General features: G+C 77.1%; 9 protein-coding genes. 6 read left to right on the forward strand and 3 right to left on the reverse strand.

Features of this window, described 5'->3' with window-relative positions:
* The first annotated feature begins 130 nt into the window (after positions 1-130).
* The 6 genes from BLU42_RS21365 to recD all read left to right on the forward strand — a co-directional run bounded on the left by BLU42_RS21365 (position 131) and on the right by recD (position 10738).
* The gene (locus BLU42_RS21365) at positions 131-826 is read left to right on the forward strand and encodes a DUF6518 family protein (protein ID WP_091074113.1); all 696 of its coding nucleotides are present in this window, start codon (positions 131-133) and stop codon (positions 824-826) included.
* Positions 827-858: 32 nt separating this feature from the next.
* Positions 859-1137 (forward strand): mycoredoxin, encoded by a 279-nt coding sequence (locus tag BLU42_RS21370; RefSeq protein WP_269458023.1) that lies wholly within the window; start codon positions 859-861, stop codon positions 1135-1137.
* Positions 1134-1805, forward strand: a complete 672-nt coding sequence (locus BLU42_RS08760; RefSeq protein WP_157719893.1) for an HAD family hydrolase — start codon at positions 1134-1136, stop codon at positions 1803-1805. The genes BLU42_RS21370 and BLU42_RS08760 overlap by 4 nt, the downstream gene beginning before the upstream one ends.
* A gap of 62 nt (positions 1806-1867) precedes the next feature.
* On the forward strand, positions 1868-5290 hold the full coding sequence (gene recC / locus BLU42_RS08765; protein WP_091074115.1) for an exodeoxyribonuclease V subunit gamma: 3423 nt from the start codon (positions 1868-1870) through the stop codon (positions 5288-5290).
* Position 5291: 1 nt separating this feature from the next.
* Complete coding sequence (locus BLU42_RS08770; RefSeq protein ID WP_231918515.1) at positions 5292-8909, forward strand: UvrD-helicase domain-containing protein; 3618 nt, start codon at positions 5292-5294, stop codon at positions 8907-8909.
* Positions 8906-10738 (forward strand): exodeoxyribonuclease V subunit alpha, encoded by a 1833-nt coding sequence (gene recD, locus BLU42_RS08775; RefSeq protein ID WP_091074116.1) that lies wholly within the window; start codon positions 8906-8908, stop codon positions 10736-10738. The genes BLU42_RS08770 and recD overlap by 4 nt, the downstream gene beginning before the upstream one ends.
* 66 nt (positions 10739-10804) lie before the next feature.
* Here the strand turns inward: recD and nudC are convergent, their stop codons facing one another.
* Genes nudC through BLU42_RS08790 form a run of 3 tightly spaced genes read right to left on the reverse strand, consistent with a single transcriptional unit; the run spans position 10805 to position 18476 of the window.
* Positions 10805-11707: an NAD(+) diphosphatase gene (gene nudC, locus BLU42_RS08780; protein ID WP_231918516.1), complete on the reverse strand. Its 903-nt coding sequence runs from the start codon at positions 11705-11707 to the stop codon at positions 10805-10807.
* The gene (locus BLU42_RS08785; RefSeq protein WP_231918517.1) at positions 11704-15192 is read right to left on the reverse strand and encodes an ATP-dependent DNA helicase; all 3489 of its coding nucleotides are present in this window, start codon (positions 15190-15192) and stop codon (positions 11704-11706) included. Before BLU42_RS08785 ends, nudC begins: the two co-directional genes overlap by 4 nt.
* Entirely contained in the window at positions 15189-18476 is a 3288-nt protein-coding gene (locus BLU42_RS08790) for an ATP-dependent helicase (RefSeq protein WP_091074117.1), read from the reverse strand. Before BLU42_RS08790 ends, BLU42_RS08785 begins: the two co-directional genes overlap by 4 nt.
* Positions 18477-18546: the final 70 nt, after the last annotated feature.

Genomic DNA, 18546 nt, shown 5'->3' on the forward strand with positions numbered 1-18546 from the left:
GCCCCGCTCCGACCGTGGTCCGACCGGGCCGGCGGACCGCGAGACCCCAGGGCGATGCCGACGACCCGGCCCCACCAGGAGGCTGGGCGTCGCCCGGCCGCCGCACGGCGGCCCCGAGGAGGAGGTCGGAGTGCCCCTGCAGACCTGGCCGGCGACCGCGACGGCCCCGGCCGTCCGCCGCGTCGACCGCAGAGCCTTGGCGGAGCCGGCCCGCGCGCTCGCGCTGGCGGTGGCGGTCGGCGCCCTCCTGGGCCCGCTCGACGTGGCCCTCAAGCACGTCCTGCCCGCGCCCTTCGGCCACCTAGTGAACTCCTCGCCGGTCTGGGCGCTCGTGGCCTTCGTCGTGGGCTGGTGCGTCCGCGCCCGGTCTTCCTGGTGGCCGGCGGTGGCGGGCACGGTGACGCTCCTGGTCGCCGTGGAGACCTACTACCTGGCCTACGTGCTCGTGCGCGACCGCGACACCGCCACGCTCGTCGACGCCCACGCCGTCGGCTGGCTGGTGGTCGGGGTGGGCGCCGGGGTCGTCTTCGGCACGGCCGGCGCGTGGGCGCGGGACGGCCGACCGTGGCGCGGACCCGCCGGGACCGCGACCGCGGTCGGGCTGCTGCTGGCCGGCGCCTGGGTCGAGGTGCGGCGGTTCGCGGGCGCGCAGGAGGAGACCTACCGCCACGACTCGGTCCAGGCCGCGCTCGTGCTGCTGGTGCTCACCGGCGTCGCCGCCGTCCTCGCCGCCCGGTCGGCCCGCCAGCGGGTGGTCGGCCTGGCGCTCGGGCTGCCCGCGGCGCTCGGCGGCGTCGTGCTGGCCGGTGTGCTGGGCATGGCCTGAGCCGGCCCGGGGCACGGAATAGCGACCCCCGCGTGCTCGTTGTCGAGCACGTGACCGACCTGAAGACGCCGCCCGCCGACCGCCCCACGATCTTCACCACGACGTGGTGCGGCTACTGCCGCCGGCTGAAGTCCCAGCTCGACCGCGCCGGCGTCGCGTACGACGAGGTCAACATCGAGCAGGTCCCCGAGGCCGCCGACCTCGTGGCCAAGGTCAACGACGGCAACGAGACGGTGCCGACCGTGTGGTTCGCCGACGGCTCCACCCTCACCAACCCCTCGGCCGGGCAGGTCCAGGCCAAGCTGGCGTGAGCCCGGTCCCCCGCGGGGCCGGGACGGGGCGGGTCGAGCTCGAGGCCGTCGTCCTCGACGTCGACGGCACCGTCCTGAACTCCGCCGACGGGATCGTCGCGGCCTACCGGCACGCGCTGGCCGCCGTGGGCGTGGCCGCGCCCGACGAGGCCGGGCTGCGCGCCGACCTCGGTCCGCCCCTGGTGACGCTGCTGCCGGCCCTCGGCGTCCCGTCGGAGCGGCTGGCGGAGGCCGCGGCGGCGTACCGCACCTACTACCTCCGCGCAGGGCTGCACCAGGCCCGGCCGTACGACGGCGTGGTCGAGGTCCTGGCGCGGCTGTCCTCCCGCGTCCGGCTGGCCACGGCGACCGCCAAGCGCACCGACACCGCCGCGGCGACGCTCGAGGCCCACGGGCTCAGCCGCTTCTTCACCGTCGTGAACGGCCTCGACGACGACCACCCGACCAAGACGGCGACGCTCGGGCGCACGCTCGAGCTGCTCGGCGACCCGGAGCCCGCCCGGATCGCCATGGTCGGCGACCGGCACAGCGACGTGAGCGCCGGCCGCGACGTCGGGGCCCGGACCGTCGGGGTGCTCTGGGGCTACGGGAGCCGCGCCGAGCTCGAGGCCGCCGGTCCGGACCTGCTGCTCGAGCACCCCGCACAGCTGGTCGACCTGCTGGGCTGAGCCCGGACCGCCCTGTGCACGACGCGGTTCTTGTCAGCCGGCCGCCCTAGGGTGGCGGAGCCATGAGCCTCCACCTGCACCGAGCCGAACGGGCCGACGTCCTCGTCGACGCCCTGGGCGAGGTGCTGTCCGTCCCCCTGGGCGACCCCTTCGCCAGCGAGGTCGTCTGCGTGCCGACGCCGGGCGTCGAGCGCTGGATCGCCCAGCGCCTCGCCCACCGGCTCGGCGCGTCCGCGGGCGACGACGGAGTCTGCTCCGGCGTCGACTTCCCCTCCCCGCGCCGCCTCGTGCAGGTCGCCCTCGGCGACCCCGGCGGCGACGACCCGTGGGCTCCTGGTCGGGCGGTCTGGCCGCTGCTGGCCGCGATCGAGGAGGCCGTCGCCGAGCCCTGGGGCGCGGTGCTCGCCGGCTACCTGGGCGGCCCCGGGACCGACGTCCCGCCCGACGCCGACCCCTGGGACGTCGACCCGCGCCGCTCGCGCCGCTGGAGCACGGCCCGGCACCTCTCGCGCCTCTTCGCGCGGTACGCGGCCGACCGGCCGGGCATGCTCGCCGCCTGGGCGGCCGGGCGCGACGACGGGCCCGACGGGGCGGCGCTGCCGCCCGACCGCGCCTGGCAGCCCGAGCTGTGGCGCCGGCTGCGCGTCCGGATCGGCGGCCCGGACCCGGTCGAGAGCCTGCGCCAGGGGCTCGAGCGCCTCCGTGCCGACGCCGCGGCGGTCGACCTGCCCGTGCGGCTCTCGGTGTTCGGCGCCACCCGGCTCGACCCGCGCCACCTCGACGTCCTGGTCGCGCTCGCCGTCCACCGCGACGTCCACCTCTGGCTCCCGCACGCCTCCCCGGCCGCCTGGGACGCCGTCGCCGCGAAGGTGCCGCCGGTCGGTCCGCTGCTGCCGCGACGCACCGACGACCCGACGGCCTCGGTCGTGCGCCACCCGCTGCTCGGCTACCTCGGCCGCGACGCCCGCGAGCTCCAGGTCCGCCTGGCGCAGGCGGCCGCGAGCGCCGGCGTCGCGGTCGACGACCTGCACCACGGGGCCCACGACGCACGCGCGGCCGCGCCGACGACCCTGCTGCACCGGGTCCAGGACGACCTCGCCGCCGACCGCCCACCGGCGGGTGACCACCTGCTCGCGGGCTCCGACACGAGCGTCCAGGTGCACGCGTGCGCCGGCCCGCACCGCCAGGTCGAGGTGCTGCGGGAGGTCCTGGTCGGGCTCCTCGCCGACGACCCCGACCTGCAGCCGCGCGACGTCGTCGTCATGTGCCCCGACGTCGAGGCGTACGCGCCGCTGGTCGCCGCGGCGTTCGGGCTGGACGACGGCGAGCCGGGCGGGCACGGCAGCGGGCCCGCGGGCGTGGAGGACGCGGGCCGGTCCCGCGCCGAGCACCCCGGCCACCGGCTGCGCGTGCGGCTCGCCGACCGCTCGCTGCGCCAGCTGAACCCGGTGCTGGCCGTGGTCACCCGCCTGCTCGAGCTCGCCGACGGTCGGCTCACGCGTTCGGCCCTGCTCGACCTGGCGGCCGCACCGCCGGTGGCGACCCGCTTCCGCCTCGGCGAGGACGACCTGGAGCGCCTGCACGAGCTCGTGCCGCAGACCGGGGTCCGCTGGGGCCTCGACGCCGCTCACCGTGCCCGGTTCGGGATGGACGGCTTCGGCCAGAACACCTGGGACGCGGGGCTCGACCGGCTGCTCCTCGGCGTCGCGATGGACGAGAGCGAGGGCAGGTTCATCGGCACCGTGCTCCCGCTCGACGACGTCGCCTCCGACGACGTCGAGCTGGTCGGCCGGCTCGCCGAGCTGCTGGCCCGGGTCCGCGGCCTGGTCGACGTCTGCCTGACGCCCAAGAGCCTGCCGGACTGGCTCGCGCTCTGCCGCGAGGTCGTCGACCTGCTCACCGACGTCCGGCCCGCGGACCGGTGGCAGCACGCGCACGCGTACGCGGAGCTGGCGCGCCTGGGCGACCGGGCCGGGACGACCGCGGCGAGCAGCACGCTGTCGCTGACCGAGGTCCGGACGCTGCTGGGCGAGGCCTTCCGCGGCCGGGCGAGCCGGTCGGGCTTCCGGACCGGCACGCTCACCGTGGCGAGCCTGCTGCCGATGCGCGCCGTGCCGCACCGGGTCGTGTGCCTGCTCGGGCTCGACGACGGCGCGTTCCCGCGGCGGGTGGTGCCCGACGGCGACGACCTGACCGCCGACGACGCCCGCGTCGGCGACCCCGACCCGCGCGCGGAGGACCGCCAGCTGCTGCTGGACGCCGTCACGTCGGCGACCTCGACCCTGGTCGTCCTCTACACCGGCACCGACGCCCGCACGGGCGAGGAGCTGCGGCCCGCCGTGCCCGTCGACGCCCTGCTCGAGACCCTCGACGCGACGGTCCGGACCGGCCCGTCGGAGCCGCCCGCCCGGGCCAGGCTCACGACGCACCACCCGCTCCAGCCCTTCGGGACCGCCGATCTCGCCCGCGGGCCGCAGGGTCGCTCCTTCAGCTTCGACCGCGGGGCGCTGCGGGCCGCCGAGGCCCTCCGTGGACCGCACACGCCGGCGCGGGGACCGTACGAGGGCCTGGTGCTCGCGCCGGTCGCCCGGCAGCGCGACGTCGAGCTGAGCGAGCTCTACCGGTTCTTCTCCCACCCGGTCCGCGGGCTGCTGCGCGCCCGGGCGCAGCTGTTCGACGGCGACGGTGACGGGCCCGAGGACGAGCAGATCCCCGTCGAGCTCGACGGGCTGCAGCGCTGGGCCGTCGGCGAGCGGATGCTGCAGGCCCACCTGTCCGGCGTGCCGCTCGACGCGCTCGAGGCCGCGGAGTGGCGGCGCGGCGAGGTGCCGCCCCGCGCGCTGGGCCAGCGGCTGGTGCGCAAGCTGTCCGAGGACGTCACCAGCGTGGCGCAGGCGGCGACGCCGTGGCTCGGCGTCCCGGCCGAGCGGCTCGACCTCGTGGTCGACCTCGACGAGGTCCGGCTCAGCGGCAGCGTGGCCGGGGTGCGCGACCAGACCGCCGTGCGGGTCGTGTTCTCGAGGCCCTCGGCCCGGCACCGGCTCCAGGCCTGGGTCGAGCTGCTCGCGCTGACCCTCGCCCGTCCCGGGCGTGAGTGGCGCTCGGTCGTCGTGGGCCGCGGCTCGACGATCGAGCTCGGACCGGTGCCGGAGGACTTCGCACGGGCGGTCCTCGGTGACCTGCTCGTGCTGCAGGCCGTCGGGCTGGCGGAGGTGCTGCCGTTCGCCCCGAGGACGTCGTTCGAGTACGCCCGCGTGCGCGCCCGCGGCGCGGACTGGCAGGAGGGCTACGGGGTGCGGGACGCCTGGCAGCAGGAGCGCGACGCTCTGTGGGAGCGCGTGCTGGGGCCGTCGCCCGAGGTCGAGGACCTGATGCGCCTCGAGGTCCCCGCGGCCGCCCAGCGGCGCCTGCCCGGTGAGACGACGACCTTCGGGGCGGTGGCGCGCCGCGTCTTCCAGCCGCTGGTCAACGCGGGAGGTGGCTGAGGTGGCCCTGCAGACCCATGACGCGCCCGCCGCGGCGGACGGCGGCCCCGGCCGGTGGCTGCCCTTCGACGTCCGTGGCCCGCTGCCGAGCGGCACCACCGTCCTCGAGGCGAGCGCGGGCACGGGCAAGACCTTCGCGCTCGCCGCGCTGACGGCCCGCTTCGTGGCCGAGGCCGACGTGCCCCTGCGCTCGCTGCTGCTCGTGACCTTCGGCCGGATGGCCACGACCGAGCTGCGCACCCGGGTGCGCGAACGGCTCACGAGCCTGCTCGCAGCCCTGACCAGCGGCAATCCTGCCACCGACGACGAGGTCGCGGCCCTGCTCTGCGCCGTCGACGACGCCGAGCGCTCGCGGCGCCGTGCCCGGGTCGACGCCGCGCTGCGCGACATCGACGAGGCGACGATCGCGACGACCCACGAGTTCTGCCTGCAGATGCTCGAGAGCCTGGGCGTGCTGGGCGACGCCGAGCCGCAGGCCCACTTCGTCGAGCAGGTGGACGACCTGGTCGACGAGGTCGCCTCCGACCTCTACCTGCGCCGCTACGCCCCCGAGGGCCGGCCGCCGTTCACGCTGCCCGAGGCGCAGACGCTCGGGCGCCGGGCCTGCGCGTCGGTCACGGCGCGCCTGGTCCCGCGGCCCGACGAGGACGGTCCGGCCGCGCCGCCGGGGCGCGGTGGCTGGGCGGCCGACGCCGCGGCCGAGCGGGTGTCGTTCGCCGAGGCCGTGCGCGCGGAGGTCGAGCGGCGGATGCGGGCCGCACGCCTCTTCACCTACGACGACATGCTGACCCGGCTCGCGGCGAGCCTGCACGACCCCGACCGCGGCCCCGCCGCCGTGGCCCGGCTGCAGGCGCGCTACGCCGTCGTGCTCGTCGACGAGTTCCAGGACACCGACCCCGTCCAGTGGGACATCCTGCGCACCGCCTTCGCCGGCCACGCACGGATGGTGCTGATCGGCGACCCCAAGCAGGCGATCTACGGCTTCCGCGGGGCCGACGTGCAGTGCTACCTCGACGCGCGGGAGACGCCGGGCACGACGGTCTCGACGCTGCCGACGAACTACCGCAGCGACCCCGGGCTCGTGGAGGCCCTGGGCACGCTGCTCGGCGGGGCCTCGCTCGGGGAGCGCGGGATCGTCGTCGACCCGGTCTCGGCCGCCCGGGCGGGCTCGCGCCTGACCGGGCCGGACGCGGCGAGCGCGCCGCTCCGACTGCGGGTCTGGCCCAGCGAGCCCGGCGAGGACAAGCCCGTCCGGGTGCGCGAGGTGCGCAGCCGGGTGCGCGACGACCTGGTCGCCGACGTCGTCCGCCTCCTCGGCGGCGACGGCCGGGGCCCGGGCGAGGAGCGGGTCCGGCTCGACCGGCGGGACGGGCGCGGTCCGCAGCCCGTCGGCCCCGGCGACGTGGCCGTCCTCGTCCGTACGAACGAGGCGGCCGAGGACGTGCGTACGCGGCTGGTCGGCGCCGGCGTCCCGACGGTCGTCCACGCCGCCCGGTCGGTCTTCGCCTCCGAGGCGGCGCAGGACTGGGTGACGCTGCTGGCCGCCCTCGACGCCACCCGCCAGGCGACGGTGCGCGCCGCGACCCTCACCGCGTTCTTCGGCTGGAGCGTCGCCGACCTGGTCCGCGCCTCGGAGGCGGGCGCGTCGGACGGAGCGGACGGACCGGGCGGGACGCACGACCGTGGTGCCGGCGTCGACCGGCTGGTCGATGTGACCCAGCAGCTGCGGGCGTGGCGCCGGCTGCTGGCCTCGCGCGGCGTCGCGGCCCTGGTGGAGACGGCGACCCGGGAGAACCGCGTCGCCGAGCGCCTCCTCGCGACCGAGGGCGGTGCGCGCCGGCTGACCGACCTGCGGCACCTGGCCGAGGTGCTCCACGACGCGGCGGTGGTCCGCCAGCTCGGGCCGGGCGCCCTGCTGGACTGGCTCCGCGACCGGGTGGTCGAGGCCCGCCGGGACAAGGGCGCGGAGGGTTCGCGGCGGTTGGAGTCCGACGGCAGCCAGGTCACCGTCGTGACGATCCACCGCAGCAAGGGCCTGGAGTACCCGGTCGTCTACCTGCCGGACGCGTACGACCGGTGGGTGCCCGACGACGACGGCGGGACGCTGCTGCTCCACCCCGAGACCGAGGGTGACGGGCCGACGCCGGCGCTGGACCTCGACGTGGGCGGCAAGCGGTCGCCGGGGCGTCCGACGCGGTTCCGCCGCTACCAGGCGGAGCAGGCCTCGGAGGACCTGCGGCTGCTCTACGTGGCCCTGACCCGTGCGCAGTGCCAGGTCGTCACCTGGTGGGCACCCACGCGCAACACGCCCTGCTCGGCCCTGCAGCGCCTGCTGCGGCGCGAGGTGGCCGTGGGCGGAGGGCCGGGCGGCGCTCCGGCAGCCGCGTACCCGCTCACGCTCGGCGACCCGACGCACGGCCGCGACCTGGGCCCGCACGTGCGGCTCGAGACCTTCGACCCCGCCCCGCTCACCGAGCAGGGGCGCTACGGCCGGTCCGAGCCGGAGGAGGGTGCGCTGGGCGTCCGCACCTTCGACCGCACGCTCGACCTGGCCTGGCGGCGCACCTCCTACTCCGCGCTGACCGCGGCCGCGCACGGCCTCGACCTCTCCGCGCCCGGGGTCTCCAGCGAGCCCGAGCCGGGCCGCGAGGACGACGAGACCCCCACCGAGGGCGAGCTGGACGCCGAGGCCGAGCGCGACGCCGAGCTGGAGGCGGTCCGCTCCGAAGGGGCCGCGCACGCGGACGCCGAAGACCTCCCCGCCGAGGACCCCTGGGACGCCGTCTCGCCCATGGCGGGCCTGCCGAGCGGCGCCGACTTCGGCACGGCGGTCCACGCCGTCCTCGAGGAGGTCGACCCGGGGTCGGAGGACCTCGCGGCCGCCGTCCGCTCGGTGTGCGCGTCGGTGCTGACCCGGACGCCCAGCTCGGGCATGACCCTCGACGCGCTGGCCGACGGGCTCCTGCCCGCCTTCACGACGCCGCTCGGCCGGCTGGTCGACGACCGGACCCTGGCCGACGTGGCCCTGCGGGACCGCCTCGCCGAGCTGGCCTTCGAGCTGCCGCTCGCGGGCGGCGACGAGCCGACGGGAGCCGAGCTGCGCCTCGGCGACCTCGCGCCGCTGCTGCGCCGGCACATCGCCCCCGGCGAACCGCTCGGGTCGTACGCCGACCGGCTGACCGCACCCGTGCTGGCCGAGCAGCCCCTGCGCGGCTATCTGACCGGCAGCATCGACGCGGTCCTACGGGTCACGGGCGCCGACCAGACCCCGCGCTACCTCGTCGTCGACTACAAGACCAACTGGCTCGGGCCCTTCGACGGCCGTCCCCTGACCCTCCGCGCGTACGCGCCCCAGGCCCTCGCCACGGCGATGCTGGGGGCGCACTACCCGCTGCAGGCCCTGCTGTACGCCGTCGCCGTCCACCGGATGCTGCGCTGGCGCCAGCCCGGGTACGACCCCGAGGTCCACCTCGGCGGGGTGCTCTACCTCTTCGTCCGCGGGATGGCCGGGCCCGGCACGCCGCGGACCGGCGAGGGCGTGGCCGGGGTCTTCGAGTGGCGCCCGCCCGCCGCGCTCGTGACCGAGCTGTCCGACCTGCTGGCCGGGGTGGCCCGGTGAGCGCGGCGAGCCTGGAGCTGAGCGCCGTCCGCGTGCGCTCGGCCCTGCTCGAGCGGTTCCACACGGCCGGGGTGCTGGGGCTGGCCGACGTCCACACCGCCGAGGCGCTCGGGCGCATGGTCCGCGAGCGCGACGAGCGGGTGCTGCTGGCGGCGGCGCTGACGGTCCGCGCGCTGCGCAACGGTTCGGTGTGCCTCGACCTGACCACGGCCAGCGACGTCGCCCTCGCCGAGGACGAGGCCGTCCCGGCGGGCGGGGTGGCGACGGACCCGGCGCTCGGGCTCGAGGCGCTGGAGTGGCCCGAGCCCGCAGGATGGCTCGAGGCCTGCCGCGAGAGCCCCCTGGTCGCCGGCGCGGACGCCCCGCCCGCTGAACGGCCGCTGCGGCTCGCCGGGACCCTGCTGTACCTCGAGCGCTACTGGCAGCAGGAGGAGTCGGTCCGCACCCAGCTCGAGGCGCGGACGCAGGGCTCGCCGCCCGGGGTCGACGACGCCGCGCTGTTCCGCGACCTCGACCGGCTGTTCCCGCCGTCGGCCGCGCTGCACGGCGAGCCCGACCACCAGCGCGAGGCCGCCGAGTCGAGCGCGCGCCGGCGGGTGACCGTGCTGGCCGGCGGCCCGGGCACGGGCAAGACGACGACCGTCGCCCGCCTGCTCGCCCTGCTCAACGCGCAGCCCGGCCCGGCGCCGCGCGTCGCGCTCGCCGCCCCGACCGGCAAGGCCGCGGCCCGGCTCGCCGAGGCCGTCCGCGAGGCCGCCGCCCGGCTGCCGGAGCAGGACCGCGCGCGGCTCGGCGCCCTCGACGCCTCGACCGTGCACCGCCTGCTCGGCTGGCGTCCCGGCTCCAAGAGCCGCTTCCGCCACGACGCGGCCAACCCGCTCCCCCACGACGTCGTCGTCGTCGACGAGATGTCGATGGTCTCGCTCACCCTGATGGCGCGGCTGCTCGAGGCCGTCCGCCCCGACGCCCGCCTCGTCCTCGTCGGCGACCCCGACCAGCTCTCGTCGGTCGAGGCCGGCGCGGTGCTCGCCGACATCACCGGCACGGCCAACGCCTCGGTGGTGCGCCTGACCCACAACTGGCGGTTCGAGGGGACGATCGCGCAGCTGGCCGACGCCGTCCGCACCGGCGACGCCGACCGCGCCGTCGCGCTGCTGACCTCCGGCGCCACGGACGTCACGCTCGCACCCCTGGACGCCGGGGCCGGGCTCGGCGCGGGTGCCCCGGGGCTCGACGAGCTCGCCCAGCGGCTCTCCGCCAGCGCGGACGACGCGCGGCGCGCGGCGGCGGCGGGCGACGCGGCGGCCGCGCTCCGGGCGGTCGAGGCGCACCGGCTGCTGTGCGCCCACCGGCGCGGCCCGTACGGCGTCAACCGCTGGAACCTCGAGGTGGAGCAGTGGCTGGCCCGCACGCTGCCCGGCTACGCCGCCGACGGCGAGTTCTACCTGGGCCGCCCGCTGCTCGTGACGGCGAACGACAAGGACCTCGACCTCTGGAACGGCGACACCGGGGTCGTGACCCGGACCGACGCGGGGTTGCGTGCCGCCTTCGCCCGGGCCGAGCGGCCGCTGCTCTACCCACCGGCCCGGCTCGACGCCGTCTCCACCGTGCACGCCATGACGGTGCACAAGGCGCAGGGCAGCCAGTTCGCCGCGGTGACGCTGGTCCTCCCGCCGCCCGAGTCACCGCTGCTGACCCGTGAGCTCCTCTACACCGCGGTCAGCCGCGCGACGACCCGCGTCCTCCTGCTCGGCAGCGAGGATGCGGTACGTCAGGCCGTCTCCCGCCCCGCCAACCGGGCCAGCGGGCTGCGCCAGCGGATGGGCTGAGGGCCGCGGGCGGGTCCTGCGCCCGCCGACCCGTGATCACGGCTGCCCCCGACGGGGTTGCGGCGGCTACCAGACCGTCGGCTCGTCGCGCCAGGTGGCGATGAGCCGAGAGGCGATCGAGCTGGGGCCGGGCAGTCCGACGGTGCCGGCCTCGAGCTGGGCGGTGAGCTCCTCGCGGGTGAACCAGCCGGCCCAGGCGATCTCGTCGGCGTCGACGTTGATCTCGGTCGAGGAGGCGCGGGCGAAGAACCCGGTCATCAGCGAGCGCGGGAACGACCAGGGCTGGCTGCCGAAGTAGCGGATCCGGTCGAGGGTGACGTCGACCTCCTCGGAGATCTCGCGGTGGATGGTCTGCTCGAGGGACTCCCCCGCCTCGACGAACCCCGCCAGCACGGACACGCGGTGGCCCCACGAGGCCTGGCGGCCCAGCAGGATCCGGTCGTCGACGTCGACCACGGCGACGATGACGGCCGGGTCGGTGCGCGGGAAGTGCTGCTCGTCGCAGCGCTCGCAGTGCCGGGCGTAGCCGCCCTCGACGACGAGGGTGTCGCCGCCGCAGCGCGGGCAGCTCGGCTCCATCTGGTGCCAGCGCACGAGGGCGGTGGCCGCCGCGGCGACGTCGCGCTCGGTGTCGCTCAGCGAACCTCCCACCTCCCGCAGGCTGCGCACCTCGCCGTCGACGACGGCCTGCACGGCGAAGACCGGCGCGCCGTCGACCAGCCCGAGCAGGCGGTGTCGCTGGCTGTCGTGGTCGACGAAGGGCTTCACGAGCCGCAGCGAACCGTCCGGCTGGGTCGTGAAGTTCGCGTCGGCGTCGAGCTTGAGCAGACGGGCGTCGGGCGAGCGCCACAGCTGGGCGACCCAGTCGGCGTTGCGCCGGTGGTGGCCGACGCGGTCCAGCGAGCTGGACGTCGACCACGCCACCGCACTGAGCTCGTCGGACCAGGCGGGAGGCACCTCGGAAGTCACCGGGCCGAGGGTAGTCCGCGCAGCCGGCGCCGTGGCGCCCTGTCGTCGGGTGGACCGCCGTCGGCCGGGTCGTCGTCCGACAGACCCTCGTCCGGGCCGAGGAGCCGCTCCAGCTCGGCGCGCCCGTCGAGCCGGGGCGCCACGACGCGGTCGTCGCGCACGTGCACGAACACGGCTTCGACCTCGTCGACGTCGACGCCGGTCGCCTCGGCCCAGGCGAGCCGGTAGATGGCCAGCTGCAGCGGGTCGGCGGTGTCCGGACCGCCGGTCTTCCAGTCCACGACCAGGAATCGCGTGCCCGGGCCGACCGCGATCGGGAAGCCGGCGCCGCCGTCGCCCTCGGCGGCGTACACGGCGTCGACGCGGCCGCGCACGAGCCGCCCGCCCAGGGCCAGCGAGAAGGGCGCCTCGACCGCGTACGGGAGCCGGTCCGCGAACCGCGACCGGGTGAAGGCGTCGCACACCGCCCGCAGGTCGGCTTCGTCCGGCCCGTCGGCGTCCGCACGGTCGGCGAGGTCGTCTGGGTCGACCAGGGCGCCCTGCCCGACCCCGCCGCGCGCCAGCCGCTCGCCGAACCACTGCTCGACGAACGCGTGGAAGCGCGTCCCCGAGCGGGCCGCCCGCGACGGCGGCCTCGGCATCGGCCGGGCCAGGGAGGCGGCGTACGCGTCGGGGTCGGCGGCCAGGTGGAGCAGGGCGGTCGCCGGCAGGCTCGCGGGCAGCTCGACCGTCCGGTCGCCCGAGCGCGACTCGCGCGCCTCGCGCAGCAGCCGGTCGAGGTCGGCGTCCCAGGCCGCGACGCGGCCCTCGACGTCGAGCAGCAGCGGCGCCGAACCCTCCTCCGCGTACGCGCCGGTGCTCGCGAACCGCACCCGGGCCGCCTCGACCAGCGCCGCGGCCTCCTCGCGCCGGGCCAGCGCGTCGGGGTCGAGCGGCTCGGGCCAGGGCGTCGGCGCTGCGGCGCCGGCCAGCGGGTTCTCCTTGCCGGGCAGCTCGGCGCGGGCGAGCACCTGGCCCTGCCGCTCCGCCTCGGCCTCGATCGCGCGGAGGTAGGTCGACGCGACGCGCGGCCGCACGAGGTCGGGCCGCCACCAGTGGCCGGTCCCGACCAGCGTCGAGCGCGCGCGGGTCGCCGCCACGTACGCCAGCCGGTCCTCGCTGCGCAGCTGCTGCGCCTTGAGCGCGGCCTTGTAGTCGACCATCGCCGCGTTGGTGGTGTCGGCCAGCTGCGGGATCGAGCCGGCGTCGCCGCGCAGGTCGGCCGGCAGCGCACCGGCGGTGGTCGCCCAGTTGTCCGTGACCCGGTCGCTGGGGAAGACGCCCTCGACCAGCCCGGGCAGGAAGACCAGCTCCCACTCCAGGCCCTTGGCCTTGTGGACGGTGAGCAGCTTGACCGCCTCGCGGTCCGACGGCACGGCCTGCTCCAGGCCGGTGCCGGAGTCGAGCTCGGCCTGCAGCCAGGCGAGCAGCCCCGACAGCGAGGCGTCGCCGTCGACGTCGACGTAGTCGGCGACCGCGTCCAGGAACGCCCCGAGCTGGTCGCGGCGGTTCGTCCGCTCCAGCTCGGGCGTGGCCACCAGCTCGACGTCGAGGCCGAGGGTGGTCACGACCCGCCGGGTGAGGTCGAGCACGGGCTCGTCGGCGTGCGCCCGCAGCGCCGCGAGCTCGCTCGCCACCCGGGCGAAGCGGCGCCGCGCGGCCGGGGAGTACGGCGCCTCGCCCGGGTCCTCGAGGGCGTCGAGCAGGCTGACCACCTCGGTCGGGTCGAGGTCGGCGACGGCGTCGACGAGGGCCTCCCGGACCTGGGCCGCGTCGGGCACCTGCGACCCGACGCCCCGCTCGCGGGTCTCGCCCTGCGCGCCGGGCGCGTCCGGGCTCCCGAGCGAGGCCCGGGCCAGCTCGCGCGCCCGCCGGCCGAGCAGCGCGAGGTCCCGCGGCCCGACCCGCCACCGCGGTCCCGTCAGCAGCCGGACCAGGTCGGGGTTGGCCGTGACGTCGTCGACCAGCCGCAGGGTCGCGGTGACGTCCATGACCTCGGGCAGCCCGAGCAGCCCCCCGAGCCCGACGATCTCCACCGGCACCTCGCGGCCGGTCAGCTCGGCGTAGAGCGGGCCGATGTCGGCGTTGCGCCGCATCAGCACGGCGATGTCGGCCCAGTGCGCGACCTCCCCGGTCCGGCGGGCCTCGACGATGCGGTCCGCGACCCAGGTGACCTCCTCCGGCCAGGAGGTGAAGGTCGCCGAGGCCACCCGGCCCGGCGCGGTCCCGGGCGGGGCCTGGAGCAGCCCGAGCCCGTCCTCGTCCGCCGTGGCGGCGTCCTGGCCCGTGTCCTGCTCCGCGCGCAGCGGGCGGCTCAGGACGTTGGCGACGTCGAGGATGGTCGGGCCGCTGCGCCGGTTGACCGTCAGCGCGAAGCGCGCCGCGGGCGACCCGTCGGCCCGGCGGAAGGTGTCGGCGAAGGTCGTGATGTTGCTCGCCGCGGCGCCCCGCCATCCGTAGATCGCCTGGAACGGGTCGCCGACCGCGGTCACCGCGTGCCCCATGCCCTCGCCCCCCGCCGCCCTCGGGTCGGCCGGGCCGGAGAAGAGGCCGTGCAGCATCGCGGCCTGCGCGGCGGAGGTGTCCTGGTACTCGTCGAGCAGGACGACACGGAAGGCCGCGCGCAGGTCGGCCCCGACCTGCGGCACCTCGGTCGCGAGCCGCGCGGCGATCGCCATCTGGTCGGCGAACTCGACGACGCCCAGCCGGGTCTTGAGGGCCTGGTAGTCCTTCACCAGGCTGGCCAGCTCGAGGCGCTCCTGCACCGCGATCGTGGCCTTCTTGACGTCGACGTAGACGTTGCCGCGGTTGTTGGGCGGCGCGGACTCCCACCCGATCAGCAGGTCGCGGGCGTGCGCGTCCAGCGCGTCGACGTCGACGAGGTGGGAGGTGAGGTCGGCGTCGAGCTTGAGCACGCGCTCGGTCACCGTCGCCGGGCGGAGCCGCGACAGGAACTCGAAGGGACCCGCGGCCGCCGCCACGACCCGCGCCGCCAGGCGGAAGCGCGTGGCCCCGCTGACCATGGTCGGGTCGGCCTCGTAGCCGAGGCGCAGGCCGTGCTCGGAGACCAGCCGGGCGGCGAAGGCGTCGTAGGTCATCACGACCTGCTCGCCGGACTCGTCGACCGTCTTGTCGTCGACCACGCCGGCGGCGACCAGGGCCGTGCGCACCCGCGCGGACAGCTCGGCCGCGGCCTTGCGCGTGAACGTCAGCCCGAGGACCTCCTCGGGCCGGACCGCGCCGGTGCCCACGAGCCACACCACGCGCGCGGCCATGACGGTCGTCTTGCCCGATCCGGCGCCGGCGATGATCACGCCTGGCTCGAGGGGAGCGGTGATGGCCGCGAGCTGCTGGTCGGAGAACGGCAGCCCCAGCGCGTCCACCAGGTCGCCCGGTGTGCGCAGCCGCGGCGTGCTGGGCAGCGGGACGAGGACCCGTACGCTCACGCGACCACCTGCCGTCCGGACGGGTGGGCCGGACAGCTGCTCCTGAACGGGCACCAACGGCAGGCGGGGCCGAGCCGGGCGTCGAACCGCTCCGCCGTGATGATGTCGGCCGCGTCGCGGAGCCGCTGGTGCACCCAGGTCGGGCAGCCCTCGGTCTCCGCAGGGTCCACGGGCGTGTCGGTCTGGACCGGGAAGGGCACGTCGTCCAGCGAGGCCTGCGTGAAGACCTGGGGCAGGTTCCCCTGCTTCTCGGGCAGGCGCAGGTAGACGAGCTCGGCCCCCGAGGGCCGCGCGCCCGGCCCCGTCACCTCGGCGAACGCGCCCTGGGCCACGGCGAGCTGGTAGACGCCGAGCTGGTCCTGGACGGCCACGTCGGCGGCGGCCGGGGCGCTGCGCCCGGTCTTGAAGTCGACGATGCGGACGCGGCCGTCGCGCTCCCGCTCCACGCGGTCGGCCGTGCCGGACAGCGTGATCCGCCGCCCACCGGCCGTGACCTCGCAGCGGAACGGGACCTCCGTGCCGAGCAGCTCGAGGTGGCCGCGCGCCTCCTGCCAGGCGACGAAGCGGTCCAGGGCGTCCTCGGCCTCGGCCCGCTCGACCGCCGAGAGCCAGTTGGCGTCGAAGGCGATCTGGTCCCAGACGCCCTCGAGGTAGGCCGAGCGCTCCTCGCGGTCCAGCGGCACGCCCGCGCTGTGCTGGGCGAGCACGTGGACGACGGAACCGAAGCTCGCCGCGCTGTTCCGCGTCCGCCCGGCGCTGGCCTGCCGGTCGAGGAACCACTGCCGGGGGCAGCTGAGGACGGCGCCGAGCGAGGTGCCGGACAGCGCCACGGCCTGGCCCGGCGCGACGACCGGGGCGGGTGCGTCGCTGAGCGCGCGCATGCCCCACCAGGTCGTCGGCGAGGCGGCGGTGGCGAGCGGGCGGCCCTCGGCGTCGGTGGCGTCGGCCAGCCGCGCCAGCCGCAGCGCCGCCTGCTCGCGCAGCTCGGCCCCCGCCTCGGGGTCGACGGCGGTCCGACGCAGCTCGCCGACCAGCGCGGACAGGGTCAGGGGCCGCCGGGGACGTCCCGGCCGGGCGACGGCGGCGACGCCGAGCTCCTCGAGGAAGCGCGACGGCTGGTCGCCCTCCCCCTCGGTGCCGGCCACGGCGGTCACCACGAGCCGCGAGCGGGCACGCGTGCAGGCGACGTAGAAGAGCCGGCGCTCCTCGGCGACGCGCACCGCGGTCGGCACCTCGTCGGCGAGGCCGTGGCGGCCGAGCCGGTCGGCGTCGAGCAGCGAACCGCGACGCCGCACGTCGGGCCAGCGGCCCTCCTGCACCCCCGCGACGACGACGAGGTCCCACTCGAGGCCCTTGGACCGGTGCGCGGTGAGGACGCGGACGCCGGTGCCGCGCACGTCGCCCTCGCGCCAGGTGTCGGCCGGGATCTGCTGGCCCTCGACCTCGGCGAGGAATCCGCTGACGCCCCGCAGGCCGGCGATCTCCTCCGAGCGGGCGGCGACGTCGAACAGCGCGCACAGCGCGTCCAGGTCGCGGTCGGCCCGGCGCGACGCCTCGCCGCCACCCGCAGCCGTGCGCTGCAGGTGCTCGGGCCACCGGGTGCCCGACCAGAGGCTCCACAGCGCCTCCTCGGCCGTGCCCCCGCGGCGCACCACGCGCTCGCAGGTGCGCAGCAGCCCGGCGAGACGTCCCGCGGCGTCGACCGCCGGCCCCGGTGGGCACAGCTCCAGCAGCTCGGGGTCGTGCAGGGCGGCGGCCAGCAGCTCGGGTGAGGGCCGGGGCATGGCGACGCCGCCGAGCTCCGCCCGCTCGGCGGCGCGCAGGGCCCGTCCGAGGACCCGGGTCGCCATGGCGTCCAGCCCGCCGAGCGGCGAGGTCAGCAGCAGCTGGGCCTCCTCCGGCCCGGCGCGCCGACCGGTCGTGGCCACACGGAGCGCGAGCAGCAGCGGGCGTACGGCGGGGTCGGCCGCGAGCGGGATCTCGTCGCCGGCCACCTCGACGGGCACGCCGGCCCCGACCAGCGCCCGGGTGAGCGCGGGGATGCTCTGGCGACCGGAGCGCACCAGCACCGCCATCCGCGACCACGGCAGGTCGTCGCGCAGGTGGGCGGTGCGCAGCAGGTCGGCCACGTGCTCGGCCTCCGCGCCGGTGCTGCTGCAGGTGATCACCTCGACCCGGCCGCGGCCGGCGACCCCGTCGGCCACCGGGCTCCGGAACGTCTCGAGCACGTCCCGCGGCAGCCCGGGCGGCGCGGGCAGCCGGCGGGCGACGTTGCGGCTGGCGGCCAGCAGCGCCGGGCCGAAGCGCCGGGCCGTGCCGAGCGCGAGCACCGGGGCGGGGTCGCCGTCGGCGGTGCGGAAGCGGTCGGGGAAGTCGAGGATCCCCCGCGCCTCCGCCCCGCGGAAGGCGTAGATCGACTGGTCGGGGTCGCCGACCGCCACCACGTCGCGCCCGTCGCCGGCGAGCGCCTCCAGCAGGCTGACCTGGGCGGGGTCGGTGTCCTGGTACTCGTCGACGAAGACCGCGCCGATCTCGGCGCGCAGGGTCGCGACGACGTCGGGGTCGGCGAGCAGGATGCGGCTGCGGTGCACCAGCTCGCCGTAGTCGAGCACGCCCTCCGCGTCGAGCACGTCGAGGTACTCCTCGAAGAACTCCCCCACGCTCACCCAGTCCTCGCGCCCGGCCGTCTCGCCGGCCTCGACCACGTCGACGGGGTCCATGCCGAGCTGGCGGGCCTTGGCCAGCACCGAGCGCACCTGGCCGGCGAAGGCCCGGGTGCCGAAGGCGTCGGCGAGCGACTCCGGCCAGTCGGCTCGCCCGGTCTCCACGCTCCCCTCGAGCACCTCCCGCACCCGGAAGTCCTGCTCGGGCCCGGTCAGCAGCCGGACGCCCGCGCCGTACGCGTGGCCGCCGTCCTCGTCGACGGCGGGCACCGGGCCGGCCAGGCCGAGCCGGTCGGCGAAGCGTCGGACGAGGGCGTAGCAGAACGCGTGGAACGTCATCGCCGACGGCGTGACGACGGTGCGGCCGAGCCGGGCGGCGATCCGCGTCCGCAGGTCGGCGGCCGCCCGGCGCGAGAACGTCAGCACGAGCACCGAGTCCGGCGCCGCTCCCCGCCGCGCGATCCGGTCGACGACCGACTCGACGAGGGTCGTCGTCTTGCCCGTGCCCGGCCCGGCGAGCACCAGCAGCGGGCCGCCGGGGTGGGCGACGACCGCGGCCTGGGTCTCGTCGAGGGCGGGCGGCCCGCTCGGGACCTCGGGCGTCACGGTCAGTCGGTACATGGCTCCTGCATTGCAGCACGGGCCACTGACAAAGTGCGTTCCGTCCGGGTGGACGCGGAAGCGCTCCTCA

This window comes from Microlunatus sagamiharensis, from assembly GCF_900105785.1.
Lineage (GTDB): Bacteria > Actinomycetota > Actinomycetes > Propionibacteriales > Propionibacteriaceae > Microlunatus > Microlunatus sagamiharensis.

Excerpts from the sequence above, each read along its gene's own strand:
- recC (WP_091074115.1), top strand. The coding sequence starts at position 1,868 with ATGAGCCTCCACCTGCACCGAGCCGAACGGGCCGACGTCCTCGTCGAC.
- BLU42_RS08790 (WP_091074117.1), bottom strand. The coding sequence starts at position 18,476 with ATGTACCGACTGACCGTGACGCCCGAGGTCCCGAGCGGGCCGCCCGCC.